This is a genomic window from Pseudomonas sp. GW823-FHT03E05, assembly GCF_058796855.1.
In genome coordinates this window covers 220850-245257 of sequence record NZ_JBXAJB010000002.1, presented here as the reverse complement: position 1 = coordinate 245257, position 24408 = coordinate 220850, and the positions used below count along the sequence as shown (strand labels likewise).

18 protein-coding genes and 1 pseudogene are annotated in these 24408 nt (G+C 59.5%); 13 read left to right on the top strand and 6 right to left on the bottom strand.

Annotated features, from left to right (window positions below; translation table 11 throughout):
- Positions 1-37: 37 nt before the first annotated feature.
- The 3 genes from AC1RCO_RS08820 to AC1RCO_RS08810 are packed head-to-tail and all read right to left on the bottom strand — an operon-like array spanning position 38 to position 2362.
- Positions 38-601, bottom strand: coding sequence for a peptidylprolyl isomerase A (locus tag AC1RCO_RS08820; protein WP_011059880.1), 564 nt, complete (start codon positions 599-601; stop codon positions 38-40).
- 3 nt (positions 602-604) lie between these two features.
- Positions 605-1408, bottom strand: a complete 804-nt coding sequence (locus AC1RCO_RS08815; RefSeq protein WP_011059881.1) for an alpha/beta fold hydrolase — start codon at positions 1406-1408, stop codon at positions 605-607.
- 30 nt (positions 1409-1438) lie between these two features.
- Entirely contained in the window at positions 1439-2362 is a 924-nt protein-coding gene (locus tag AC1RCO_RS08810; RefSeq protein WP_492617638.1) for a PA3225 family LysR-type transcriptional regulator, read from the bottom strand.
- Between the two features lie 49 nt (positions 2363-2411).
- On the opposite strand from AC1RCO_RS08810, the gene AC1RCO_RS08805 reads away from it, so the two are divergent.
- The 3 genes from AC1RCO_RS08805 to AC1RCO_RS08795 all read left to right on the top strand — a co-directional run bounded on the left by AC1RCO_RS08805 (position 2412) and on the right by AC1RCO_RS08795 (position 4607).
- On the top strand, positions 2412-2726 hold the full coding sequence (locus tag AC1RCO_RS08805; RefSeq protein ID WP_011059883.1) for a hypothetical protein: 315 nt from the start codon (positions 2412-2414) through the stop codon (positions 2724-2726).
- Positions 2727-2884: 158 nt separating this feature from the next.
- Entirely contained in the window at positions 2885-3484 is a 600-nt protein-coding gene (locus AC1RCO_RS08800; protein ID WP_011059884.1) for an FMN-dependent NADH-azoreductase, read from the top strand.
- Between the two features lie 259 nt (positions 3485-3743).
- Positions 3744-4607, top strand: coding sequence for a carboxylate/amino acid/amine transporter (locus AC1RCO_RS08795; RefSeq protein ID WP_011059885.1), 864 nt, complete (start codon positions 3744-3746; stop codon positions 4605-4607).
- Between the two features lie 89 nt (positions 4608-4696).
- On the opposite strand, the gene AC1RCO_RS08790 is transcribed toward AC1RCO_RS08795, so the two are convergent.
- Positions 4697-5995, bottom strand: coding sequence for a mechanosensitive ion channel family protein (locus AC1RCO_RS08790; protein WP_011059886.1), 1299 nt, complete (start codon positions 5993-5995; stop codon positions 4697-4699).
- 193 nt (positions 5996-6188) lie between these two features.
- On the opposite strand from AC1RCO_RS08790, the gene AC1RCO_RS08785 reads away from it, so the two are divergent.
- Entirely contained in the window at positions 6189-7529 is a 1341-nt protein-coding gene (locus AC1RCO_RS08785; RefSeq protein ID WP_011059887.1) for a DEAD/DEAH box helicase, read from the top strand.
- Positions 7530-7590: 61 nt separating this feature from the next.
- Here AC1RCO_RS08785 and AC1RCO_RS08780 read toward each other — a convergent pair whose 3' ends face one another.
- A complete protein-coding gene (locus tag AC1RCO_RS08780; RefSeq protein ID WP_011059888.1) occupies positions 7591-7866 on the bottom strand; it encodes a hypothetical protein in 276 nt (91 codons plus the stop codon).
- Between the two features lie 312 nt (positions 7867-8178).
- Between AC1RCO_RS08780 and AC1RCO_RS08775 the strand changes: the two genes are divergently transcribed.
- The 9 genes and pseudogenes from AC1RCO_RS08775 to AC1RCO_RS08735 all read left to right on the top strand — a co-directional run bounded on the left by AC1RCO_RS08775 (position 8179) and on the right by AC1RCO_RS08735 (position 23892).
- Positions 8179-9921 carry a ShlB/FhaC/HecB family hemolysin secretion/activation protein gene (locus tag AC1RCO_RS08775; RefSeq protein WP_492617637.1) on the top strand — a complete coding sequence of 581 codons (1743 nt, stop codon included), beginning with the start codon at positions 8179-8181 and terminating at the stop codon, positions 9919-9921.
- A 27-nt stretch (positions 9922-9948) separates the two neighbouring features.
- Positions 9949-19233 (top strand): hemagglutinin repeat-containing protein, encoded by a 9285-nt coding sequence (locus tag AC1RCO_RS08770; RefSeq protein ID WP_492617636.1) that lies wholly within the window; start codon positions 9949-9951, stop codon positions 19231-19233.
- A gap of 3 nt (positions 19234-19236) precedes the next feature.
- The gene (locus AC1RCO_RS08765; RefSeq protein ID WP_077933565.1) at positions 19237-19488 is read left to right on the top strand and encodes a hypothetical protein; all 252 of its coding nucleotides are present in this window, start codon (positions 19237-19239) and stop codon (positions 19486-19488) included.
- A gap of 43 nt (positions 19489-19531) precedes the next feature.
- Positions 19532-21339: pseudogene (locus AC1RCO_RS08760) on the top strand (hypothetical protein); the annotation flags it as partial.
- Positions 21339-21824: a pentapeptide repeat-containing protein gene (locus tag AC1RCO_RS08755; protein WP_265577992.1), complete on the top strand. Its 486-nt coding sequence runs from the start codon at positions 21339-21341 to the stop codon at positions 21822-21824. The pseudogene AC1RCO_RS08760 and the gene AC1RCO_RS08755, both read left to right, overlap by 1 nt.
- A 186-nt stretch (positions 21825-22010) precedes the next feature.
- On the top strand, positions 22011-22217 hold the full coding sequence (locus AC1RCO_RS08750; RefSeq protein WP_259744395.1) for an RDD family protein: 207 nt from the start codon (positions 22011-22013) through the stop codon (positions 22215-22217).
- 412 nt (positions 22218-22629) lie between these two features.
- Positions 22630-22821, top strand: coding sequence for a hypothetical protein (locus AC1RCO_RS08745; RefSeq protein WP_492617766.1), 192 nt, complete (start codon positions 22630-22632; stop codon positions 22819-22821).
- 12 nt (positions 22822-22833) lie between these two features.
- Positions 22834-23319: an immunity protein RhsI2 family protein gene (locus AC1RCO_RS08740; RefSeq protein WP_492617635.1), complete on the top strand. Its 486-nt coding sequence runs from the start codon at positions 22834-22836 to the stop codon at positions 23317-23319.
- A 180-nt stretch (positions 23320-23499) separates the two neighbouring features.
- Positions 23500-23892 carry a DUF2846 domain-containing protein gene (locus AC1RCO_RS08735; protein ID WP_181000770.1) on the top strand — a complete coding sequence of 131 codons (393 nt, stop codon included), beginning with the start codon at positions 23500-23502 and terminating at the stop codon, positions 23890-23892.
- A 69-nt stretch (positions 23893-23961) separates the two neighbouring features.
- On the opposite strand, the gene AC1RCO_RS08730 is transcribed toward AC1RCO_RS08735, so the two are convergent.
- Positions 23962-24234, bottom strand: a complete 273-nt coding sequence (locus AC1RCO_RS08730; protein WP_492617634.1) for a hypothetical protein — start codon at positions 24232-24234, stop codon at positions 23962-23964.
- Positions 24235-24408 lie beyond the last annotated feature (174 nt).

Below are 24408 nucleotides of genomic sequence, written 5' to 3'. Positions count from 1 at the left end.
CGGGTAGGGCGCCGCCGTCGGGACAGGCTGCGAAGTATCAGTCGATACGCTTGGCCGACTTGATCAGTACCGGGTCGATCGGCACGTTCTGCATGCCCTGCTTGGTGGTGGTCTGGGAGTTGACGATCTGGTCCACCACGTCCATGCCGCTCACCACCTTGGCGAATACGGCGTAGCCGGCATCGCGGCCCGGGTCGAGGAAGGCGTTGTCGGCGACGTTGATGAAGAACTGGCTGGTGGCCGAGTTGGGGTTCGAGGTACGGGCCATGGACAGGGTGCCACGCACGTTATGCAGGCCGTTGGAGGCTTCGTTCTTGATCGGGTCGCGGGTGTCTTTCTGCACCATCTGCGCGGTGAAGCCACCGCCCTGGACCATGAACCCCGGGATCACCCGGTGGAAGATGGTGTTGGTGTAGAAGCCGCTGTCGACGTAGTCGAGGAAGTTCTTGCTGGAGATCGGTGCCTTGACCGGGTCCAGTTCCACTTCGATCTTGCCGAAGCTGGTGTCCAGCAGGACGTGGGGCGCCTTGGCCGGTTGCGCGGCCATCAGGTTGGCCGCGAAGAGTACGGAGCCGGCGACGAGGGCGATTTTTTTCAGCATGGGTCAGTGATCCTGGGTGGTGGTGTCGACTGTGGTCATGAAGTCCAGCAGGGTTTGGTTGAAGCGCTGCGGCTGGTCCAGCGGCGTGGCGTGTCGGGAGTCCTCGATCACCACCAGCCGCGCGTCCGGCAGCAGTTTGACATAAGCCTCCTTGAGCGCCACCGGGGTGTAGTCGCGGTCGGCGCTGACGACCAGGGTTGGACAGGTGATTCGCGACAGACGTTCCTGAACCCCCCAACCGACGATGGCGTCGAAGCTGGCGAGATAAGCACGTTTGTCGTTTTTTGCCCAGCGCTCGGCCATCTTCTGTCGCAGCTCGCCCTGCTCCGGCTTGGGAAACAGCCGCGGGCCCAGGGCCTTGCCGATGGCGCTCGGGCTCAGCACCCGGGCCAGGCTCCAGCGCTTGAACCACTGCCAGTAGTCGTTGGCGCTGCGCAGCTTGACCTCGGGGCCGCTGTTGACGATGCACAGGCTCTTGAGCAACTGCGGCTGGTCCACCCCCAGCTGGAAGCCGATCATGCCGCCCATGGACAGCCCGACGTAGTGGGCCGGGCCCAGGTTCAGGTGCTCGATCAGCGCCACGATGTCGGCGGTGAAGCCTTTGATGCTGTAGCGCTCCCGGGGCTTGTCGGAGCGCCCGTGGCCGCGGATGTCCGGGACGATCAGCCGATAGCGGGCCGAGAGCGCGGGGATCTGTTTTTCCCAGTCCAGGGCGCTGGAACCCAGGCCATGGACCAGCAGCAGGGGTTCGCCCCGGCCGTATTCCTCGTAGTGCAGGGTGCAACCTTCATGCTCGAAATAGGCCATGGCAGAACTCCTGTTCTGGTGGGTGGGGCGTCAGGCTTGCTCGGGGGCGGCAAAGGGCGCATCCAGGGGCGCGGTGTCGAAGGTGCGCAGCAGCTCCACGAGGATCTGCGTCGCCGGGCCCAGGGGTTTGTCCTTGTTGGAGTAAAGGTAGAAGGTCGGGTGGCGGCTGCCGCCCTGGTCCAGGGGCAGGACCTTGAGCAGGCCTTCGCGCAGCTCGCGCTCGATCAGGTGCCGGGGCAGCCAGGCAAAGCCCAGGCCGCTGCCGACGAAGGTCGCGGCGGTGGCCAGGCTGCCCACGGTCCAGCGCTGTTCGGCGCCGAGCCAGCCGACATCTCGCGGTTGCTGGCGGCCGGAGTCGCGGATCACCACTTGCAACTGGCTTTCCAGGTCCTGGAAGTGCAGTTCCCGCTGCAGGCGGTGCAGGGCGTGTTCCGGGTGGGCCACGGCGACGAACTCCACCGAGCTCATCTCGGTACCCAGGTAGCCGGGAATGTTGAAGCCGCTGATGGCCAGGTCGGCCACGCCTTCGAGCAGCACTTCCTCGACCCCGGACAGCACTTCCTCGCGCAGGCGCACGCGGCAGCCACGGCTTTGCGGCATGAAGGCGGTCAGGGCGCGTACCAGGCGCGCGTTGGGGTAGGCAGCGTCCACCACCAGCCGCACTTCGGCTTCCCAGCCCTGTTCCATATGGTGGGCCAGGTCTTCCAGCTGGCTGGCCTGCTTGACCAGTTGCCGGGAGCGGCGCAGCAACACGCTGCCGGCTTCGGTGAGCACTGCCTTGCGGCCGTCGATGCGCAGCAGCGGCACGCCGAGCTGGTCCTGCATGCGGGCCACGGTGTAGCTGACCGAGGACTGGGACCGGTGCAGCGCTTCGGCGGCCTGGGCGAAACCGCCGTGGTCGACCACCGCCTGCAGGGTGCGCCATTGATCCAGGGTCACGCGGGGCGCTTTCATGAGGGGCTCCTCTTGTCCTAAGCTGGCGCTCCTTACTGGAGACTGCCGAATGAGAAAATTCTGTTGTGTGTTGCTGGCTCTGTTGCCCTTGAGCGCCTGGGCCTATCCCATCGAAGTCGAGAAGCAGCTCAACGGCCAGAGCATCGATTACACGGCCTATGACACCGATGAAGACATCGGCTCCATCCAGTTGAACAACTACGGCAAGAGCGATGCGCTGTGCTCGGTGGTGTTTCGCAATGGCCCCGAAGCGCCGCGCACCCGCAAGGTGGAAGTCGCCGCAGGGCAGAGCAAGAACGTCACCGCCAAGTTCAATCGCAAGATCATCAAGCTGCGCCTGGACCTGACCTGCCAGGCCAAATGATCGAAGTGGGCCCGGCCCGGCCGGTTGCTGCAGGGCTGGCTCCGCTTATAAACGAATTTGTTGATTGGTTATAGCAGTTATTTGCGCTTTTTCATCGATATCACTCTGTTTAATCTGCGCTCCATCGACTTACGCATACCCCGATGGAGATTTGTGCCATGTCCCGCGTCCTGATCATTGAAAGCAGTGCCCGCCAGCAGGATTCCGTATCCCGCCAGTTGACCCAGACCTTTATCCAGCAATGGCAAGCCGCCCACCCGGGTGATTCGATCACGGTACGCGACCTGGCCCGCAACCCGGTGCCGCACCTGGATGCCAACCTGCTGGGGGGCTGGATGAAACCCGCCGAGCAGCGCAGCGCCGCCGAGCAGGACTCCCTGCAACGCTCCAATGAATTGACCGAGGAATTGCTGGCCGCCGACGTCCTGGTCATGGCCGCGCCGATGTACAACTTCGCCATTCCCAGCACCCTCAAGGCCTGGCTCGACCACGTACTGCGCGCCGGGGTGACCTTCAAGTACACCGACACCGGGCCCCAGGGCCTGCTCACCGGCAAGCGTGCCTACGTGCTTACTGCCCGCGGCGGTATCTACGCCGGCAGCACCGCGGACCACCAGGAACCCTACCTGCGCCAGGTGATGGGCTTTATCGGCATCCACGATGTGGAGTTCATCCACGCCGAAGGCCTGAACCTGGGGGGCGATTTCCACGAGAAGGGCCTGAACCAGGCCAATGCCAAGCTGGCCCAGGTGGCCTGAGCCGCGATTCTTGAGCCCAGGCGCCGCTCAGCGAAGGGCAGGGCGGCGCCGTTAATCCGCAGATAATCCACCGGTGTTCAAGTAGCGCCTGCGCATCCCCCTTCAAGCCGGTTCGCGCATCGAACCTCCCTTTGTACTGGTTGCTCCTTCAGTACCGACGCCCGATTGCACGCCTAGCGAGATCGGGCTTTTTTTTGCCCGGGATTTCATCTGAGGGGGCAAAACCGCTATCGTCGCCGCCATTCAAGACGAGGCGAACATGGGCTATCTACTTTTTGTCACGCTGATCCAGGCGTTTTCCTTCAGCCTGATCGGCGAATACCTGGCCGGGCATGTCGACAGTTACTTCGCGGTGCTGGTGCGGGTGCTGCTGGCGGGGCTGGTGTTCATTCCACTGACCCGCTGGCGCCGGGTGGCCCCGGCCTTCATGCGCGGCATGCTGCTGATCGGTGCGCTGCAGTTCGGCATCACCTACGTGTGCCTGTACCTGAGCTTTCGCGTGCTGACGGTGCCGGAAGTACTGCTGTTCACCATCCTCACGCCGTTGCATGTGACCCTGATCGAAGACGCCCTGAACCGGCGCTTCAACCCCTGGGGCCTGCTGGCGGCGCTGGTGGCGGTGGCAGGCGCGGTGGTGATCCGCTACGACAGCGTCAACCCGGACTTCTTCATGGGCTTCTTGCTGCTGCAACTGGCCAACTTCACCTATGCCGCCGGGCAAGTGCTGTACAAGCATCTGGTAGCGCGCTACCCCAGCGACGAGCCGCACTACCGGCGCTTCGGCTACTTCTACCTGGGGGCGCTGCTGGTGGTGTTGCCGGCGTTCCTGCTGTTCGGCAAGGCCCACTACCTGCCCGACGCGCCGCTGCAATGGGCGGTGCTGCTGTTCCTCGGCCTGGTGTCCACGGCCCTGGGCATGTACTGGTGGAACAAGGGCGCGTGCCTGGTGACCGGCGCCACCCTGGCGGTGATGAACAACCTGCATGTGCCGGTGGGGCTGTTGATCAACCTGCTGATCTGGAACCAGCACGAAGACCTGGGGCGGCTGTTGCTGGGCGGGTTGGTGATTCTGGGGGCGGTGTGGATCAGCCGCCGGGGCGCGGCGCCGCGCCTGACGCCCTAACCTGTAGGAGCCGGCTTGCCGGCGAAAGGGCCCGCAAGCGTTGCGTCTGGCCGGCCAACGCCTTCGCTGGCAAGCCAGTTCCTACCAGGTTACAGAGCCTGCTTCTCTACTGTCGGCACATGGCTGGCACCCAGCACCGCAGGCAGCAGGCCGGCCCGCAGGTCGGTGCCGCTGGGCTGCTGGTACAGGTTCAGGCCGAATTCCGGCATCACCGCCAGCAGGTAATCGAAGATATCCCCCTGGATGCGCTCGTAATCCACCCACGCGGTGGTGCGGGTGAAGCAGTAGATCTCCAGGGGAATGCCCTGGGCCGTGGTCTGCATCTGGCGCACCATGCAGGTCATGTTCGGCTGGATTTCCGGGTGGCTCTTCAGGTAGGCCAGGGCATAGGCGCGAAAGGTGCCGATATTGGTCATGCGCCGGCGGTTGGCCGACAGCGCGGCGACGTTGCCCTGGGCTTCGTTCCAGCTTTTGAGCTCGGACTGCTTGCGCCCGATGTAGTCGGTGAGCAGGCGCACCTTGCTCAGGCGCACCTCTTCGTCGTCATGCAGGAAGCGCACGCCGCTGGCGTCGATGTACAGGCTGCGCTTGATCCGCCGGCCGCCGGACTGCTGCATGCCGCGCCAGTTCTTGAACGATTCGCTCATCAACCGCCAGGTGGGGATGGAGACAATGGTCTTGTCGAAGTTCTGCACCTTGACCGTGTGCAGGGTGATGTCCACCACGTCGCCATCAGCGCCGACCTGGGGCATTTCGATCCAGTCGCCGACCCGCAGCATGTCGTTGCTGGTCAACTGTACGCTGGCCACGAAGGACAGCAGGGTGTCCTTGTAGACCAACAGGATCACCGCCGACATGGCGCCCAGGCCCGACAGCAGCAACAGCGGCGAGCGGTCGATCAGGGTGGCGACGATGATGATCGCGCCAAACACGTACAACACCATTTTCGCCAACTGCACATAGCCCTTGATCGAGCGGGTGCGGGCGTGTTCGGTGCGCGCGTAGATGTCCAGCAGGGCATTGAGCAGGGCGCTCAGGGCCAGGAGCTGGAACAGGATGGTGAAGGCCATGGCCAGGTTGCCGAGGAACAGCAGGCTGGTCTTGCTCAGCTCCGGTACCAGGTGCAGGCCGAACTGGATCACCAGGGATGGAGTCATCTGTGCCAGGCGGTGGAATACCTTGTTGTGGCGCAGGTCGTTGAGCCAGTGCAGGGCCGGCTGGCGGCCCAGCAGCTTGACCGCGTGCAGCACCAGGTAGCGTGCCACTCGTCCGACCAGCAGGGCGACCACCAGTAACAGGGCCAGGCCGATGCCGGCGTGCAGGAGAGGGTGTTGGTCGAGTGCTCCCCAGAGATCCTGGGTATTGAGCCAGAGCTGTTTGAAATCCATGGGCTAAAACGATTCTTCTATAAGGCACAGGAGGGGGATTAGAGCATTTAACCCTGGGAAAGTTACGGTTAAGGACAAATCGGTTAACAAAAAACCAACTCTTTGCCACCGTTTGCACAAAGAAACTCGGCCTTCGCGCTCGAAACCGGTACCCTATGCAGCTGTTTTTTTGCATATCTTCGAGGTAGCACCCGTGTTTTCCCAATTCGCCCTGCACGAACGCCTGCTCAAAGCCGTGGCCGAGCTTAAATTTGTCGAGCCGACGCCGGTGCAAGCAGCGGCTATTCCGCTCGCGCTGCAAGGGCGTGACCTGCGGGTGACGGCACAGACCGGTAGCGGCAAGACCGCGGCTTTTGTCCTGCCGATCCTCAATCGCCTGATCGGCCCGGCGAAGATCCGCGTCAGCATCAAGACCCTGATCCTGCTGCCGACTCGGGAACTGGCCCAGCAGACCCTCAAGGAAGTCGAGCGTTTCTCCCAGTTCACCTTCATCAAGTCGGGCCTGATCACCGGTGGTGAAGACTTCAAGGTCCAGGCTGCCATGCTGCGCAAGGTGCCGGACATCCTCATCGGCACTCCGGGGCGCATGCTGGAGCAACTCAACGCCGGCAATCTGGACTTGAAGGAAGTCGAAGTGCTGGTGCTCGACGAAGCCGACCGCATGCTCGACATGGGCTTTGCCGAAGACGTACAGCGCCTGGTGGACGAATGCCCGAACCGCCAGCAGACCATGCTGTTCTCCGCCACCACTGGCGGCTCCGGCCTGCGGGAAATGGTCGCCAAGGTCCTCAACAACCCTGAGCACCTGCAACTCAACAGCGTCAGCCAGCTGAACGAAACCACCCGTCAGCAGATCATCACCGCCGACCACAACCAGCACAAAGAACAGATCGTCAACTGGCTGCTGGCCAACGAGACCTACCAGAAGGCCATCGTCTTCACCAACACCCGGGCCATGGCCGACCGCATCTACGGCCGCCTGGTGGCCCAGGACTACAAGGCTTTCGTCCTGCACGGTGAAAAGGACCAGAAGGACCGCAAGCTGGCCATCGACCGCCTGAAGCAGGGCGGGGTGAAGATCCTCGTGGCCACTGACGTCGCTGCCCGCGGCCTGGACGTTGACGGCCTGGACCTGGTGATCAACTTCGACATGCCGCGCAGCGGCGACGAATACGTGCACCGCATCGGCCGCACCGGCCGTGCCGGCAACGATGGCCTGGCCATCTCGCTGATCTGCCACGGCGACTGGAACCTGATGTCGAGCATCGAGCGCTACCTCAAGCAGAGCTTCGAGCGCCGCACCATCAAGGAAGTCAAAGGCACCTACAGCGGGCCGAAGAAGGTCAAGGCCTCCGGCAAGGCGGTGGGCGTGAAGAAGAAAAAGACCGACGCCAAGGGCGACAAGAAAAAGGCCGTGGCCAAGGCCCCGACCAAGCGCAAGACCGCCAATCGGCCCAAGAGCGACAGCCTGGTCAGCCAGGATGGCCTGGCGCCGCTCAAGCGCCGCAAGCCACAGGCCCCCGCCGCTGAATAAGCCTGGCGCCTGATGCAGATGAAAAGCCCGGACCTGGTCCGGGCTTTTTGCTTTGCGGGTGTCAGCTCTCGGCCTTTTTCTCGGCAGTGGCCAGTTCCTTGAGCCGCTGGTCGATCAACTGGCAATTGTCCGGCAGGTCCTTGCTGGAGGTGCTCAGGTCCATCTTCTGCAGTTCGGCATTGATCTCCTTGGCCTTGGCCGGGTTCTGCTCGGTGATCTTGCTGACTTCCTGGGCCAGCTGTTCGCGCTTGGCGGTGGCTTCGTCCGGGGTGCAGGCCCAGGTGGGCAGGGCGAACAGCAGGCTGCTGGCGAGGGTAAGAATGCTCAGGTTCTTCATGGCGTAGGCCTCGTGATTCGGAACGGGCAGTCATCCGGTTGAGGCAGCGGAGGCAGGGAAAGTTCAGTTGGATTGAGCCGGTGGCCGCGGCTTTGATTGCCGTGCCTGATCAGGAATTCTTACTCGGCAATTCAGATGGATCTGATTTGCCGGCGTCGCCGATAGCTCTAGCATCCGGCCTTGTAGCAGGGCGCGTGCCCCGCAAAACCAGCCATCCATCGACGATGCTCGCGCTTAATTGACGTCAGAATGGTGGCACATTAACATCGCGCGCCCTTTCTCTACCCTTGCTGCCGTTTCGAAGGACCGAATATGTCTCTCTCCACCCTCGGGATGAGGTTGTGCTGTGCCTTGTCCTGCTTGCTGCTGGTCACTGCGCTGCCCAGCGCCACTGCCGCGCCGTTGCCGGGCCCGGCTTTCAACCCCGGCGACCAGGACCTGATCCGCGACCGCCAGAACCGCCTGCTGGAAGAACAGCAGCGGCGCCTCGAAGAACTCAAGGACCTGCCCGGCAAGAGCGCCGCGCCTGTAGCGCCCACGGCGCCGGCCGACAGCCGCTGCTTCCCGATCAAGGACATCCAGCTCAAGGGTGCCGACTCGCTGTCGGCTGCCGAGCGCGAGCGCCTGCTCCAGCCCTACATCGGCCAGTGCCTGGGGGTAGCGCAGCTCAATGCACTGCTCAAGGTCATCACCGACCGCTATATCGAAAAAGGCCTGGTCACCAGCCGTGCCTACCTGCCGCAGCAAGACCTCTCCAGCGGCCAACTGCAAGTGCTGGTGGTGGAAGGCAAGCTCGAAGGGCTCAAGGCCGCCGAAGACAGCAAGCTCAGTGCCCGTGAGCTGAACATGGCCTTCCCCGGCAGTAGCGGTGAGCTGCTCAACCTGCGGCAGATCGAACAGATGGTGGACCAGCTCAACCGCCTGCCGTCGAACCAGGCGCAGATGGAACTGGCCCCGGGCCAGGCCGTGGGCGGCAGCGAGGTCTTGGTCAAGAACAACGCGCAAAAGCCCTGGCGCGTTGGCCTATCACGCAGCAACGAGGGCCAGAAGAGCACCGGCGAGCAGCAGTGGGGCAGCTCCTTCGAATGGGACAGCCCCCTGGGGCTGGCCGACCAACTGGTGCTGCGCGGCGGCCACGACGCCATCAGCGACCACCAGAAAACCTCGCGCAACGCCATGCTCTATTACAACCTGCCGTTTGGCTGGTGGAACCTCAGCTACAGCTACAGCCAGAGCGAATACCGTTCCCTGGCCCAGGGCCAGGGCTTCAACTTCAAGCAGACCGGCGACAGCCAGAACCACCAGTTGCGCCTGGAGCGGGTGATCCATCGCGACGCCCTGAGCAAGACCTCGCTGAACAGCGGCCTGAGCTACCTGCGCACCAACAACTACATCGAAGACAGCAAACTGAGCAACAGCAGCAACCGCCTCAGCGAAGCCCAGTTCGGTATCAACCATGGCCGGCGCATCGGCAGCGGTTTTCTCAACCTCGACCTGGGGCTGCAGGACGGCATCGGCGCCTTCGATGCGCAGCGTGAAAACCAGCGCGACCGTTTCGGCAACCGCCAGGCCAACGCCCGTTATCGCAAGTACAGCGCCACCGCCAGCTACCTGCAGCCGTTCAAACTGGGGGAAGAATCCCTGGTGTTCAGCAGCCTGGTCACCGGCCAGCGCAGCGAGGACGTGCTGTTCAGTTCGCAACGCATGAGCCTGGGCAGCCAGTCCTCGATCCGCGGCTACAAGGACCAGAGCCTCAATGGCGACAGCGGCTACTACTGGCGCAACGACCTGCGCTGGACTCGTCCGGTGGGCTGGGACTGGCTGCGCCCGGTGTTCGCCGAATACGGCACGGGGCTGGGCTATGACTTCGGCGCGATCCGCAACGACCGCTACAACGCCGAGCAGCATGGCCGGGTCTCCAGCGACTCCATCGAATTCTTCGCCCGGGGCAAGCACCTTGCCGCCAGCGTGACCTTTGCCCATTCCCTCGAACGGCCCGAAGCCCTGAGTGAACGGGAAGCCCCGATCTATTTCCGCCTGGACCTGTTCCTTTAACTCCGCTCTTTGCCCGAGATATACGACATGGACGCTCGTCAGTTCGCCTTTCTGGCCCGCCAGCCTTCCGCCACCCTGCAAGCGCGGGATACGTTCTGGGGGCTGTCCAAACGCGGTCTGGCGTTCATCCTGGCCAACGTGATGTTCTGGCAGCCCGTGGTGGCGATAGCCGACGGCATCGTGGTCAACGGCAGCGGTACAACACTGGGGCAGGCCGGCAATGGCGTGCCCATCGTCAACATTGCCACGCCCAATGGCAGCGGCCTGTCGCACAACAAGTTCAGCGACTACAACGTCGGCCAGCAGGGGCTGATCCTCAACAACGCCACCGGCCGCACCCAGGAAACCCAACTGGGCGGGATCATCCTCGGCAACCCCAACCTGGGTGGCCGCGCGGCCAATGTGATCCTCAACGAGGTCAACGGCGGCAGCCCCAGCCAGCTCAAGGGCTACACCGAAGTGGCCGGGCAAGCGGCCCATGTCATCGTCGCCAACCCCTATGGCGTGAGCTGCAATGGCTGCGGTTTTATCAACACCCCAAAAGCCACCCTGACCACCGGCAAACCGGTGATCGAGAACGGCCAAATCCAGCGTTACCAGGTGGATCAGGGCAGCGTCGCCATCGAGGGTGCGGGCCTCAACGCGAGCAATATCGACCAGTTCGAAATCATCACCCGCAGCGCCAAGATCAACGCCGAGATCCAGGCCCGGCACCTGGCGGTGATCGCCGGGGCCAACGACGTCGACGCCAAGACCTTGAACGCCACGGCCCGCACCGCCAACCCGGCGGATGCACCGCAACTGGCCATCGACTCATCAGCCCTGGGCGGCATGTACGCCGGGGCCATCAAACTGGTGGGCACCGAGGCCGGGGTGGGGGTGAAGCTCGACGGCAAGCTGATCGCCAGTGGCGGTGATATCCAACTGGATGCCAACGGCCAGTTGCGCATGGCGGACGCCACTGCCGAGAAGGGCGCGGTGGCGATCAAGGCCGGCAGCCTGGAGGCCCAGGGCGCGGTCTACGCCGGCACCGAGCTCAAGGTGCAAACTCAAGACGACCTGAACAACCACAACACCCTGGCGGCGGCCAACAGCATCAACCTGGGCAGCGGCGGGCAACTGAACAATCAGGGCATCATCGAAGCCGGGGTCAACCTCGACAACAGCCGCAACCCGAACGGCGATGTCACGCTGACTGCGCATACCCTGAACAACAGCGGCAAGAGCGTGGTGGCCAGCCGGGATCTGACGGTCACGACCACCCAGACCCTGAACAACCAGGGCGGCACCCTGAGCGGGCAGCGCCAGGTGAAGGTCAGTGCCGGGGCTCTGGATAATAGCCGTCAGGGCAAGCTGCTGAGCGCCGAGCGCCTGCAACTCGATGCCGAGCAAGTGCGTAACGGCCAGGGCGGCCTGATCAAGAGCCAGCAGTCCCTCAATGCCACCCTCGGCCACCTGGGCAACAGCGGTGGCGAGCTGTCCAGCCAGGGCAGCAGCAACCTGGTGCTGGCCGGGATGGACAACCTCACCGGCGTGGTACTGGCGCAGCAGACCCTGACCATCACCGGCAGCGCTGAGCTGGACAACCAGGGCGGGCTGCTGTCGGGCTGGCAGGGCTTGACCCTCAACGGCACGGGCTTGAACAACAGCAACAAGGGCACCGTCTCCAGCCTCAAGGGCGGTGTCGAGGTCGCCCTCAGCGACGCCTTGAACAACAGCCAGGGCGGTGGCCTGGTCAGCCAGCAGGCCCTGGACGTCAAGGCCGCCAGCCTCGACAACAGCCACCAGGGGGTGATCTCCAGCGCTGGCGAGCAAAGCCTCAAACTCAGCGACCTGCTGGACAACAGCCAGGGCGGCTCCATCGACAGCGCCGCCACCCTGACCCTGCAGGCCATGACCCTGGGCAACCAGGGCGGCACAGTCAACGCCGCCGGCGACCTGGAGTTCATCGGCAGCGACCTGGACAACAGCCACGGCACCTTCACCGGCAAGCAGGGCGTTACCCTCGACCTGCTGGGACACTTGATCAACAACCAGGGCACCCTGTCCGCCGCTGGCCCTTTGCTGCTCAAGCGCAGCACTAAGGTTGAGAACCAGGGCGGCGAACTTTTCAGCCAGCAGTGGCTGCGGCTGTTCACCGAACACTTGGACAACCGGCAGAAGGGCCGGGTCGCGGCCAATGAGTCGGTGTTGATCAGCGCCAGTGGCGAAGTGCAGAACAGCGATGGCGGAGAGATCCTCAGCCGCGAAGCCGACCTGCAACTCAATGCCGAGCGTCTGGATAACGCCAGAGGCCTGCTGCAGGCCAAGACCACCCTGGGCCTCGATGTGGCGGCCGACGCCGGTAACCAAGGCGGACAAGTGATTGCCCAGCAGGGCGACCTGACGCTCAAGGCGGGCCACCTCGACAACAGGGCCGGCAAGGTGTCCGCCCTCAACGGCGGCGCCACCCTGGAAACCGCGGCCGATGGCCGCCTCGACAACCGCGACGGCGCGCTCTTCGCCCAGCAGGCTCTGCATATCAGCGCCAGGGACCTGGACAACAGCGCCGGCCAGATCAGCGCCCGGCAGATCGAGCTGGAGCTCGCTGGTGCCCTGGACAACCGCCAGGGTCTGATCGAAAGCGGCAGTACCCTGGCCACCGCTGCTGCCAGCCTGGACAACCAGCGCGGGCAACTGCGGGCCCTGGGCCTGGCCAGCAAGACCCGGTTCAGCATCGCTGGCACCTTCGACAACCGCGACGGCTCCCTGGAAACCGCCAACAACGACCTGGCCTTCGACGCCGGCGGCTTCAACAACCGCGGCGGCAGCCTGCTGCACAGCGGCAGTGGCGTGTTCGGCATCTCCATGGCCAACCTCGAAGACGTCGGCGGCCGCCTGAAGACCGCCGGCCAACTGACCCTGGAAGCCGAGCGCTGGACCAACAGCAGTGCAATCCAAGCCGACCGGTTGCTGGTCAAGGTCGACCACCTGACCCAGACCGCCGATGGCCAGCTCCTGGCGGGCACCGGCCTGACCGGCAGCGGCAGCCACTGGAGCAATGACGGCCTGATCGGCAGTGACGCCGCGCTCAACCTCGACCTGAACGGCAGCTACAGCGGCAAGGGGCGCCTGAGCAGCATTGGTCAACTGGACCTGCATGCCGCCCAACTGGACCTGGCGGACAGCGCCAGCATCGCCGGTGGCGCCAATGGCACCCTGAAGATCGACGGTGCGCTGAACAGCGCCGGGCGTATCACCGCCAGCCAGAAGCTGCTGCTGAATGCCGCCAGCATCCACAACCTCGGCACCCTGGGCAGCGGTGAAGACCTGAGCCTCAACGCCGCCATCCTGGTCAACGACCATGGCCTGATCTCCAGCGGCGGCAATATGCAGTTGCTGACCAACAGTTTCACCAACCGCTATGCCCAGGTGTTCAGTCTGGGCACCGCGCTGATCGCCAAGGACGACCAGCAAGCCAGGGCCGACCTGCTGGACAACCGCTCCGGGGATATCGAAAGCCTGGGTAAGCTGACCATCGCCGCCAGCACCCTCAACAACGTCATGGACGTGCTGCAGTACACCGAGCACGAAAAGAGTGCCGCCAGCATCACCCGCCTGTCCTGCACCCTGATTCCCGTCGCCGGCTGCGACGACCGCGGCGGTGGCCGCATCAACGGCCTGTGGGAAGTGGCCGAGACCGACCGCCTGCGGGTGACCAACAGCAGCGCCGCCGCCAGCCTCAACAGCGGCGCCGACCTGCAGATCGACACCCAGACCCTGACCAACACCAGCAGCCTGATTACCGCGGCCGGCGACATCAACATCAAGGCCGAGACCGTCCACAACCAGGGCCTGCAACCCCAGGAAATCACCACCCTGCGGCGCTACTGGAGCTTCGTCAACGAAACCGGCACCGCCGCAGCCCTAGCCGCCGCGTTCAACGCCCGCAACAACCCGACGCCTTCGAGCAGCTTCGCCTCCGACCTCAGCGCCTTCATTGCCTGGACCGGGGTGATGCTGTCCTCCAGCAGCAAGGTGGTGGACGGCGACCAATCCTTCGCCGCCACCATCCAGGCCGGTGGCAAGGTCAACCTCAAGGCTGACCAGACCCTCGACAACAGCGTGATCCGCTCCTTTTACGAGTACGTCGGCGCCGGCAAGACCCTGACCGACACCGGCGTTGGCAACGGCTACTCGACGCCGATCCGGATCAACCCGCAACTGCCCCCGGAACTGGCCCAGCAACAGGTCAACCCCCTGGAGCTGCCGGGCTTCACCCTGCCCACCGGCGGCAACGGCCTGTTCCGCCTCAGCGGCCAGGGCAGCACTTTGGCCCAGGCCCCGACGCCTGCGCAGATCGCCGGCCTGCCGGACGCCGCGAGCCTGTCCCGGCCGCACAAGTACCTGATCGAAACCAACCCGGCGCTGACCCACCTCAAGCAGTTCATGAGCTCGGACTACCTACTGTCCAACCTCGGCTACAACCCGGACGAAAGCGCCAAGCGCCTGGGTGATGGCTTCTACGAACAGAAACTCATCCAGCAAGCCATGGTGGCCCGCACCGGCCAGCGCTTTATCGACGGCCAGGACAGCAACGAAAAACTCTTCAAGCACCTGATGGACAACGCCCTCCAGAGCAAGCAACAGCTTGACCTGTCGGTGGGCGTGACCCTGACCTCCGAACAAGTCGCCGCCCTGACCCACGACATCGTCTGGCTGGAAAGCCATGAAGTGAACGGCGAACAGGTGCTGGTGCCAGTGCTGTACCTGGCCCAGGCCAACAACCGCCTGGCGCCCAACGGCGCCCTGATCGCGGGCAAGGACGTGAGCCTGATTGCCGGCAAGGACCTGAACAACGTCGGCACCCTGCGCGCGGCCAATGACCTGTCGGCGGTGGCGGGGGAGAACCTGGTCAATAGTGGGTTGGTGGAGGCGGGCAAGGGCCTGAATCTGACGGCGGGCAAGGATCTGCTGAACAAGGCCGGTGGTGTTATCGCTGGGCGCGATGTGGCCTTGACGGCAACTGATGGGGACGTGGTTAACGAGCGTACTTTGACTCGCCATCAGAGCTCCACTTCCATCAGTAATGAGCAGCGCGATTTTGTTGATAGTGCAGCGCGTATCGAGGCCGCCAACAATCTGACCCTGACTGCAAGCCGGGACCTGAAAAATACCGGCAGTGCGTTGACCGCAGGCGGTGATGCGGTGCTCAGCGCTGGGCGTGACCTGTCCATTACGTCCACCGAAGAGGCGAACAGCAGCAATGGCCAGTTCAAGAAAGACCTCTGGACGCGTAGTCAGACCACACAAAATGCCAGTGACGTCCAGATAGCCGGCAGTCTGAAAGCAACAGCGGGTCAAGACATTCAACTAGTGGCGAGCAAGGTTGCTGCCCAGCAAAGCTTGTCGCTGGTTGCAGCGCGAGATGTGGCCATCGAGTCTGCGGCCAACGCGGGTCATAGCTCGTTCAAAACCAGTAACGGTAGAAGTTCTGACGATCAGGTTCGCCAGCAGTCTTCACGCGTAGAGGCGGGTGGTGATCTGTCGATCAAGGCAGGCCAGGACCTGACCTTGGTAGCCAGCCAGGTGAAGGGCGAGCAAAACGTCGCCCTGGATGCCGCTCGCGATCTCAATGTGCTGTCGGCAAAGGATGAGACTGCCTCTTTCATGTCCAAGAAGGGCAAAGGCTCCTTTGGTCAGAGCAGCAGCAAACAGCAGGAGAGCTACCACAGCACCAACATCGCCTCTGTGGTCGAGGCCGGGAAAGACCTGACCCTCAACACCAGCAAGAAAGCCGATGGCGGCATGAGCATCAACGGTGGCCGCGATGTCACGCTGATCGGCAGCCAGCTCAAGGCCGGTGCAGACCTGATGGTCGGTGCCACCGGTGATGTGGCGATCCTCTCCGGTGTCGAGGAGCACGGCTCCTACAGCAAGAAGACCAAGTCCGGTTTCCTCGGCCTGTCCAAAAGCGGCAAGAGCCAGTTGCAAACCACCGCGACCCAGGTCGGCAGCGAGCTGAGCGCTGGCAACGATGTGGTGGTGGCCGCGGGCAACGATATCCGCCTGCGGGCCAGTGAAGCCGTGGCCGGCAACGATGTGGAACTGCGTGCCGGGCTGGTCAAGGACAGCGGTGACATCAACCTGGTTTCGGCCAATGACACGGCCTACAGCCGCAGCGAGCAGTACAAGAAAAAAGTCGGGCTTTCCTCCTCCGGGGCCAGCGTCTCCTTTGCCTCGGCCAAGGAGTCCGGGCGCCAGGCGCAAAGCAGCACCAGCGTGGGCAGCCAGGTGCTGGCCGAGCGCGATGCGAGCCTGAAGGCCGAGCGCGACATCAATGTGGTGGGCAGCGGCATCAGCGCCGGGCGCAATGTCAGTCTTGACGCCGGACGCGATGTGAATGTGCTGGCGGCACAGAACAGCTCGGCGGAGCAGGACTGGAAGAAGAGCAAGCAAGTCGGCGTGGGCGTCAGCAGCGACGACAACGGTGTCAGCCTCTTCGCCGGTGCCGAGCGCAACAAGGAAAAGAATCGCGTCGAAACCCAGACCGCCGCCGCCAGCCAGATCAGTGCCGGTGCAGACCTGTCGGTCAACGCCAAGCGCGACATCAACCAGATGGGTTCCGATCTTCGGGCCGATCACGACATCAACCTGGTGGCCGGTCGCGATATCAAGATCGACGCCGCCCGGGAAGTGCGGGTGACCGAACAGCAGCGTGAAAGCGAGCGCAATGGCCTGGGTGTCACCATTAACCACAACTATGGCAAGACCAAGGACGCGGTCAACGGCGCCGGCGACGGTGAAAACAACACCAGCAAAGCCTCCAGCACCCTCAAGGCCGTCGACTCGGTCAGCCAGTTCCTCGCCGGGCCGACCGCCGACGTCAAGCTTGGCAACAGCAAGCAAAGCAGCAGCCAGGAGATCATCGAGCAGGGCAACCGCTCTTCAACTCTGCAGGCCGGCAACGACCTGAACCTCACGGCCAACAACGACGTGACCGTCAAGGGCAGTCAACTGAGTGCCGGGCGCGACATCAACGTCAAAGGGCGCGACGTCACCCTGGATGTGGCCAAAGGCAGCATCAGCGAGGAAACCCGCAACACCGAGATGTGGGGCGGCATCCACGGCGGCACCAGCGGCGGCTTCAAGATCGGCGTCGGCGGCAGCTTCGGCACCGCCAGCACCGAGAGTAGCCAAGGCTCCTCCACTGCCACCCAACTGGATGCCGGGCGCGACATCAACCTCAAGGCCAGCAACGACCTGAACCTGATCGGGACCCAGGCCCAGGCCGGACGCAACATCGACCTGGATGCCGGCAACGACCTGAACATTCGCGCCGCGCAGAACGACCACAGCAGCGAGAACAACCGCAACAGTGGTGGTGGGGAGATGGGCTTCACCTTCGGCTCGGAAGGCGTGGGCGTCTACGCCAGCGTCAGCATGGGCAAAGGCAATCTGGAGCGTGAAGGCGAGCGCCAGCAAGAGGCTTATCTCTATGCCGGGGACCGGCTGGGCTTCACCAGTGGCAAGGACACCAACATTTCTGGTGCCAACCTGCGTGGCGATGAGGTCATCGGGCGTGTCGGGGGGGACCTGAACGTCGCTTCGGTCGCCGATACCGGCAAGGTCAAGGGCAAGGAATTCGACATCAGCGTCACCGCCACCTTTGGTCCTGCTCCAGGGCTCAGTGGCTCGGTCGGCTATGGCCAGACCACCGGCAAGACCGACTGGGTTGAAGAGCAAACCCGTATTACCGGCAAGAACAAGGTCGATATCCGCACCGAAAACCACACCCAAATCGACGGCGCGCTGATCGCTGCCGACAACGGCAACCTCAAGCTGGACACCGGCACCCTGGGCTTCAGCGATATTGCCGGCAAGGACAAGGAACACGGCTATTACCTGAACGTGGGCGGCACCTACAGCTCCGGTAGTGGCACCACACAAGACAGCAGCCAGGTGGGTAAAGGCAAGGAAGGTGAAACCGGCTGGAGCGTCAGCGGCTGGGATTACCAGAAGGACCGCGAGCAGATTGTGCGCGCCACCGTCGGGGCGGGCGAGATCGTGGTGCGCAAGGATGCCGAGACCGGGGCCGATTCAACGGTCGGTCTGAACCGGGATGTGAGCAAGGCATATGAGATCACCAAGGATGAGGAGTCGCGTACGGATTTGTATGCGAGCAGTTCTTCCATTGGGGCGGTGGCGAGCCCGAAGAAGGCGTATGAGCAGTGGAAGAAGAGTGTTGAGTTGTATGGGGAAAAAAGCCAGGAGACGATGGTAAAGCTAACCCTCCTCTTGGCCAGCATGGGCGTTCTAATCGCGTCGCCAGACAATCTTCAGGGCACATCCGAAGACATCAATAGAGTCCTGGTTGAAACTGAAAACTACCTAAAAGCCTTCAGCAAGGATGAGAACAGACGTGCGGAGGCTATTGAGTTTCGCCTGAGGGAGCAGTTGGGAGACTTAAATTCCGATGGGGAGAAGATTCTTCTCGCTCGGATGAAGGAAATTGTCCGCGAAAGCCCTGAGAAATCAGTTGAACTGACAGCAATGATTTCCACTCTGAGAGGCTCTCCTACAACGGCGCAGAATTATGTACAAGGGGTAGCCTATGTTGGAGTAATGGCAGCACTTGCTGCGGCTCTGGTCTATCCTACTTTGACACCTGAAAGTCAAGAGCGGATGCGTAACTCTGCTAATTCGATGATTGAAAGTGTCAGCCGGGGCGTCTCTGAAACAAAGGAGCAAGTGCAGAGTCGGCTGAGGGTTTCGATGGGGCTTTGGGAGTTGGTAACCCACATGCCGTTTCCAATTCACCTGCTTGATGACGAAAACCGAAAGCTGGTCAATCCGATTGTTGATACGTCAGGAGGGAATCCTTCTAGTGAAGGATATGCTGGCGGTAGTCGCCCGGACAGTTTAACTACTACAGGTGGTCGTCCTATTGGCGGCGTAGGTGAGACCGACTATGTTCGACCTGTGGAGGAGCTTCCGTCTTCAGGAGTTGTTTATAACTCTCAAGGTGAAAAAATTACCCAGGGTGTGCATGCTAAAATCAGAAATAAAGAAGGACGCCCGGTTGGCTCTGTTGTAAATGATGTTCAGGTTGCGCGGCCTGCAGATATTTTGATTCAGGATGATGGTAGATGGGTAATCAAGGGGCTAAAAGATCGTGTTCATATTATTGAGCCTGATGGTGAGGTTGTAACGTCATTGAATAATCCTAAAGCTAATACAAGAGATAGGATTCTACGGGGGCAGTGGCGGCCGGCCTCGCAAGATGAGCTTGATAAATTTGAGTCGATTTTTTCTAATTATGTGAGGTGGTAACGTATGGAACTTTTAAGCAAAGAGTGCATTGCAAGTGTCACGCTGTATGATCTTCGCGTCTCCGAGGGTGAATTAATGGTTTTTGCAGATAGCATAGCGATGGTAATGAAGAATTTTAGTGACTCTGATATTGAGAAAAGTACAGTCTGCGAGTCTAGGGAAGAGCTTTCTTACTATCTTGATGAACTTAAAGAGTTGCTCAAAGGCATGGTTCGGCAAGAGTACTTGCCAGAAAGATTTAAGGGTGATTTGTAAGTTCGGGGGGAACAATTGCAGCGAGACCAATTGCAATAGTGGTGGCGACGAAGTCATCGGGCGCGTAGGAGGCGACCAAATGTCGTTTCGGTCGCCGACACCGGCAAGGTGAAGGGCAAGGAATTCGACATCAGCGTCACCGCCACCTTTGGTCCTGCTCCAGGGCTCAGTGGCTCGGTCGGCTATGGCCAGACCACCGGCAAGACCGACTGGGTTGAAGAGCAAACCCGTATTACCGGCAAGAACAAGGTCGATATCCGCACCGAAAACCACACCCAAATCGACGGCGCGCTGATCGCTGCCGACAACGGCAACCTCAAGCTGGACACCGGCACCCTGGGCTTCAGCGATATTGCCGGCAAGGACAAGGAACACGGCTATTACCTGAACGTGGGCGGCACCTACAGCTCCGGTAGTGGCACCACACAAGACAGCAGCCAGGTGGGTAAAGGCAAGGAAGGTGAAACCGGCTGGAGCGTCAGCGGCTGGGACTACCAGAAGGACCGCGAGCAGATCGTGCGCGCCACCGTCGGGGCGGGCGAGATCGTGGTGCGCAAGGATGCCGAGACCGGGGCCGATTCAACGGCCGGGCTGAATCGGGATGTGAGCAAGGCGTATGAGATCACCAAGGATGAGGAGTCGCGTACGGATTTGTATGCGAGTAGTTCTTCCCTTGGGGCGGTGGCGAGCCCGAAGAAGACGTATGAGCAGTGGAAGAAGAATGTTGAGTTGTATGGGGAGAACAGTCGAGACGCATTAATCAACCTCGGTGAGCTGCTTGACGCTATGGCTGTACTGTCTGTGTCAGGCGCAGATCTTAAGTCTTCGGCATCTGAGTTCAATGACTATAGGTTGGCAAGAGAAAATGCTCGAAAACTCGTCAGTAAGGATGAGAACAAGCGTGCGGAGGGCATGGATTATCTGATCCGGGCAAAAGTCGGCGAAGCGAATGGAGAGCATGCGCAACTTCTTATTGCTCGAATGAAGGATATCGCCCGCGAGAGCCCGGAGAAGTCACTTGAGCTAGCAGAAATGTTGGCCAGTTTGAAGAACCCTTCGAATGGATCGCTAAATCTTGCTGCTGCTCCTGGCGTAGGAATGATGGGGGCCTTAGCGTTTGCGTTGGTCTACTCAGTAGCGACGCCCCAGACTCAAGAAAATATGCGTAATACGGCCAACTCGGTTGTGGAAAGCGCTAAAAAAGCAGGTGGTGTTGCAAAGGAAGAGGTGCAAAGGCAGCTAAAAATTTCGATCGGCCTGTGGGAGTTGATAACCCTCACTGCGTTTCCAATTCACCTGCTTGATGATGAAAACCGAAAGCTGGTCAGTCCGATTGTTGATACGTCAGGAAGGATTCCTGCCAGTGGAGGCTACGCTGAGGGTGGCGGAGTTGTTACAACGCCACATACCGGCGGTACTCAACTGGATGGGGTGCAGAAGGATGGCGCCTATGTGACTCCGGAGCACAAGCTGAATCCGGGGGTGATGTATAGTGAGGATGGCTCAGTAAAAGGAACTGGGGTATTACCAAAGCCATTAGTCTCAAAAGGTTCCGATGTAACGCCTGAAATTATTAAACAAGCATTGCAAGGCGATTCGGCTATTAGTACGCAAAAGGCTGTGTCACTTCCCATGATTCAGCGATATGTTGATAGGCTTTTGAAGGGCGATATAGCACCAGCAATTGATATGGATGAAGATGTGATTGTCGAAGGGAATCATCGATATATAGCGGCAAAGATATTGGGTAGAGAGCCTAGCGTAAAGCCTGGAGCGTTATCTCCAAATAAAGTTGAATTAAAAAGGCCGGTTGGTGAATTGAAAATTGATCCGGTAGATTGGGGTGGTTAATGATTGTTTTAAAATTTGAGACTGGAGAAAGTTTAGAGTTTGAGTTCGATAGCTTTGCTGGTTCAGATTTGAGGGGGGTGAATTTACATCGTGCAATATTTGAAAGTCTAGACCTCGTTGGTACAGACTTTACTGGTGCGAATTTGAGAAATGCTGTTTTTGATTTCTGTACTTTGAGTGGAGCTAAAATGGGTAAGACTGCATTGATGAACGCTACATTCAGCTGCTCAGTAATGAGAGGTGTTGACCTTTCAGACTCAATTGCTGCGTATGCTGATTTCTCTAGAAGTGATCTTTCAATGTCGAATTTGAAAAATGCAGATGTGGGAGGTGCTGATTTTAGAGGTGCTGACTTATGCGGCGCTAATGTTGACGTCAAGCGAATAGAGGAAGCTGATTTTTTTGGTGCTAAATATGATGAAAAAACTCTATGGCCAGAAGGGTTTTATCCTGAGCTCCACGGTGCAGTTAAGGTTAAGGCTTAGTGTTGGATTTTTAAGTAAGTGTTTGCGGCGATAGCTCTATTTTATCGATGGAGAGATACATTTTGAGTCAGGTAGAGTTAACCGGTCCAATAGGTGCTTATGATCTGGCAAGCTCTATAAAACGTCTGGCTGGATACGTTGTTGATATGGCGGTTGTATTCTTTATTCTGCTTTTTGAAAAGTTTCATGCTGCATTTTTCTGTTCGCTTCAGCTCAGAACTGGGTCTGACGGTTTTTCAGGGTGTTGATTATTTCTTGACTTTGCTTGCTCTCGCCTACTTTTTGTTTTGCGATGCGCTGCCCAATGGGCAAAGTCTGGGGAAGCGTCTATTCAAGATGACTGTGGTTGGCTTTCCTTATGGACATCCTGTACCCCTCTTCAATCAGCCTTGACAAATTTTCCTAAAGCGTTATTCAGTATTTTTGATGGTGTATTTGTATTGTTTGGTTTGCGTCGAAGACTTGGCGATATGTTGGCTAGAACTGTTGTTATCAATTTGTGAAAGTTGAGGCCGAAAAGAACGGTGCCAAAGGAAAAGAGGGCACTGATGCAGCTTTACGCTGGAGTCAATTTGTGGCTAAGGGTGAGCGAAGTAAGATCTATTTTTAATTTTGTTAAGAGTATTAGCGAAATGTTTGAATAGTATGGGGCTTGTCTTGTACGTGCGGAGTGTTTGACGAAGTACGAAGGTGCTGGGCTATTTGGGAGGCCGTTATCTGATCAAGGATGCAGCCCAAGGCAGCTATCGCCAAGAAAAGCAAGTAAGCCTTGCTTCAAGGAGATGGGGCTTTCGCAAACTCTCCAATGACAAAGCAGCTTCCAAGTATGTCGAAACAAACGGGAGGGTGGGATCAAAAAAATTCTCGCTTTAAAGTGGAGGCGACTGGAGAGGCTCATGTAAGTGGCGGTGCCGGAGTGTTGAATACTCAGTTGGGCAAGGGGGCTGTATTGGATATTTTTAATGAAAATATTCTTCGTGTTGAAATATTACGTTAGGTGGGGGTGGGGATGTTTTTATCTTTGGCTGAGAGTCGTGTGCCCATGAGATTAGTTTATCAATTGGTTGAGGAGCTTAGGCGTGATCCAGAGCAGGTTTTTTTAGTGCAGTCGTTGACTTTGGATAAAAATAGACCTTTGTTAGGGCTTAAGGGAAGTTTTGGGCTTTTTGGTTCTAAGGAGTGGTGGGGTAATATTAGTTGTGGCGTTATGCCTGCAAAGAAAATTTCTGGTGTTATAGTTAGGACCTATTATTCTGGTCAGGATGGTGATATGCCTGATAATACAATGGATGTGATGCTGGATGAAGGTGTTTTGTGTACTGAGGGTATTTATGTTCATGATGAAGAGGATGTCAGTTTTTATCAGGTTGGCTCACGTGTTGAAGTTTTTTATGTGCTTGATCCACTGAAGGATGAAAGTTTGTCTCGTGATCAGTCTGGCGCTTCTAAAATAGTAATAGAGGTTGCGGTTTCGGTTGGGAGGGCGAACGTTTGATTAGTTGAAATCACAGGCAGATATTGATTTCGGCAGTGGAGCGATTTTTCTAGTTTGTAGGAAATTATAAAACTACGTGTAATAGGGAAGATTTACATGATTAAGATTGTCTGCAAGGTCGCCTCTGTTGTCTCTATAGTCTTGCTTTATGGCTGTGCCTCAGCCCCATCTATGGAAAAGATGCAAGCCGAGGTCGCGCAGTACTCACTACCTAAATCTGCAGTTGCCGATAAAGGCTTGGTATACGTCGTTCGTCCTAGCAATGTGGGAATGATGGTACGTTTCAATGTCTTCCTGGATGACAAGGAAGCCGACTCGGAAATGGGCTACAACCGTGGTAACCAATACATTTATTTCTACGTCACCCCTGGTCAGCACGTTATTAGCTCCAAGGCTGAAAACTGGGCAGACATGCCTGTGACGGTGAAAGCAGGCGAGGTTATCTACCTCAAGCAAGAAGTGGAAGTTGGTGTGATGATGGCTCGCAACAGCTTAAAGGTGTTAGGCGATGTGGAAGGCCGTTATCTGGTCAAGGATGCAGGCCTGGGCACTATTGCCAAAGAAAGCAAGTAAGCCTTTGACCGATCGGTGTACGATCTACTGCGAGAGAAAAAGGGCGACCTTCAAGCCGCCCTTTTTTGCTTACTGGAGCACCTGCTCCTGCATCCGCCTCGTCGTCACATCCATCAAATCACACCCATCTCGCAGCAGAATGCTGCACACCAGCGATAGTTCCTGCAGCACCACTGCACCTCTGGGCGCGTCATCAGAAATCGCGAAGTTCTCCAGCAATTGAGTCACGGCGCGAATGCGATACCCCGCTGCATCGTGCAGGACGTCCATGGGAGCTTGGGTATCGATCAGCAGGGAGGGGATGTTGCAGTCGTGGCCGGTTATAGCTTGATAACGCGTCATTTATTGAGCGTTTTTGGTTTGGCTGGGGGCTCTGTAGATCAGGTCGCCAAACCCGGTCGTTCTTTCAACGCTCCCTCGACTATATCCAGCGTTCCCCCCCCTGTCCTTTAAGCCTCATTCCTACTGGATTGTCTGCTTCTGCTGTAAGGCAATTCCTAATTTGTCGAGAGGACC

What these genes read in the sequence shown, in the direction of transcription:
- AC1RCO_RS08770 (WP_492617636.1), top strand. Translation starts at nt 9,949, where the DNA reads ATGGACGCTCGTCAGTTCGCCTTTCTGGCCCGCCAGCCTTCCGCCACC.
- AC1RCO_RS08805 (WP_011059883.1), top strand. Translation starts at nt 2,412, where the DNA reads ATGAGAAAATTCTGTTGTGTGTTGCTGGCTCTGTTGCCCTTGAGCGCC.
- AC1RCO_RS08765 (WP_077933565.1), top strand. Translation starts at nt 19,237, where the DNA reads ATGGAACTTTTAAGCAAAGAGTGCATTGCAAGTGTCACGCTGTATGAT.
- AC1RCO_RS08795 (WP_011059885.1), top strand. Translation starts at nt 3,744, where the DNA reads ATGGGCTATCTACTTTTTGTCACGCTGATCCAGGCGTTTTCCTTCAGC.
- AC1RCO_RS08735 (WP_181000770.1), top strand. Translation starts at nt 23,500, where the DNA reads ATGCAAGCCGAGGTCGCGCAGTACTCACTACCTAAATCTGCAGTTGCC.
- AC1RCO_RS08745 (WP_492617766.1), top strand. Translation starts at nt 22,630, where the DNA reads ATGACAAAGCAGCTTCCAAGTATGTCGAAACAAACGGGAGGGTGGGAT.
- AC1RCO_RS08750 (WP_259744395.1), top strand. Translation starts at nt 22,011, where the DNA reads ATGCTGCATTTTTCTGTTCGCTTCAGCTCAGAACTGGGTCTGACGGTT.
- AC1RCO_RS08740 (WP_492617635.1), top strand. Translation starts at nt 22,834, where the DNA reads ATGTTTTTATCTTTGGCTGAGAGTCGTGTGCCCATGAGATTAGTTTAT.
- AC1RCO_RS08820 (WP_011059880.1), bottom strand. Translation starts at nt 601, where the DNA reads ATGCTGAAAAAAATCGCCCTCGTCGCCGGCTCCGTACTCTTCGCGGCC.
- AC1RCO_RS08775 (WP_492617637.1), top strand. Translation starts at nt 8,179, where the DNA reads ATGTCTCTCTCCACCCTCGGGATGAGGTTGTGCTGTGCCTTGTCCTGC.
- AC1RCO_RS08730 (WP_492617634.1), bottom strand. Translation starts at nt 24,234, where the DNA reads ATGACGCGTTATCAAGCTATAACCGGCCACGACTGCAACATCCCCTCC.
- AC1RCO_RS08800 (WP_011059884.1), top strand. Translation starts at nt 2,885, where the DNA reads ATGTCCCGCGTCCTGATCATTGAAAGCAGTGCCCGCCAGCAGGATTCC.
- AC1RCO_RS08810 (WP_492617638.1), bottom strand. Translation starts at nt 2,362, where the DNA reads ATGAAAGCGCCCCGCGTGACCCTGGATCAATGGCGCACCCTGCAGGCG.
- AC1RCO_RS08780 (WP_011059888.1), bottom strand. Translation starts at nt 7,866, where the DNA reads ATGAAGAACCTGAGCATTCTTACCCTCGCCAGCAGCCTGCTGTTCGCC.
- AC1RCO_RS08755 (WP_265577992.1), top strand. Translation starts at nt 21,339, where the DNA reads ATGATTGTTTTAAAATTTGAGACTGGAGAAAGTTTAGAGTTTGAGTTC.
- AC1RCO_RS08790 (WP_011059886.1), bottom strand. Translation starts at nt 5,995, where the DNA reads ATGGATTTCAAACAGCTCTGGCTCAATACCCAGGATCTCTGGGGAGCA.
- AC1RCO_RS08815 (WP_011059881.1), bottom strand. Translation starts at nt 1,408, where the DNA reads ATGGCCTATTTCGAGCATGAAGGTTGCACCCTGCACTACGAGGAATAC.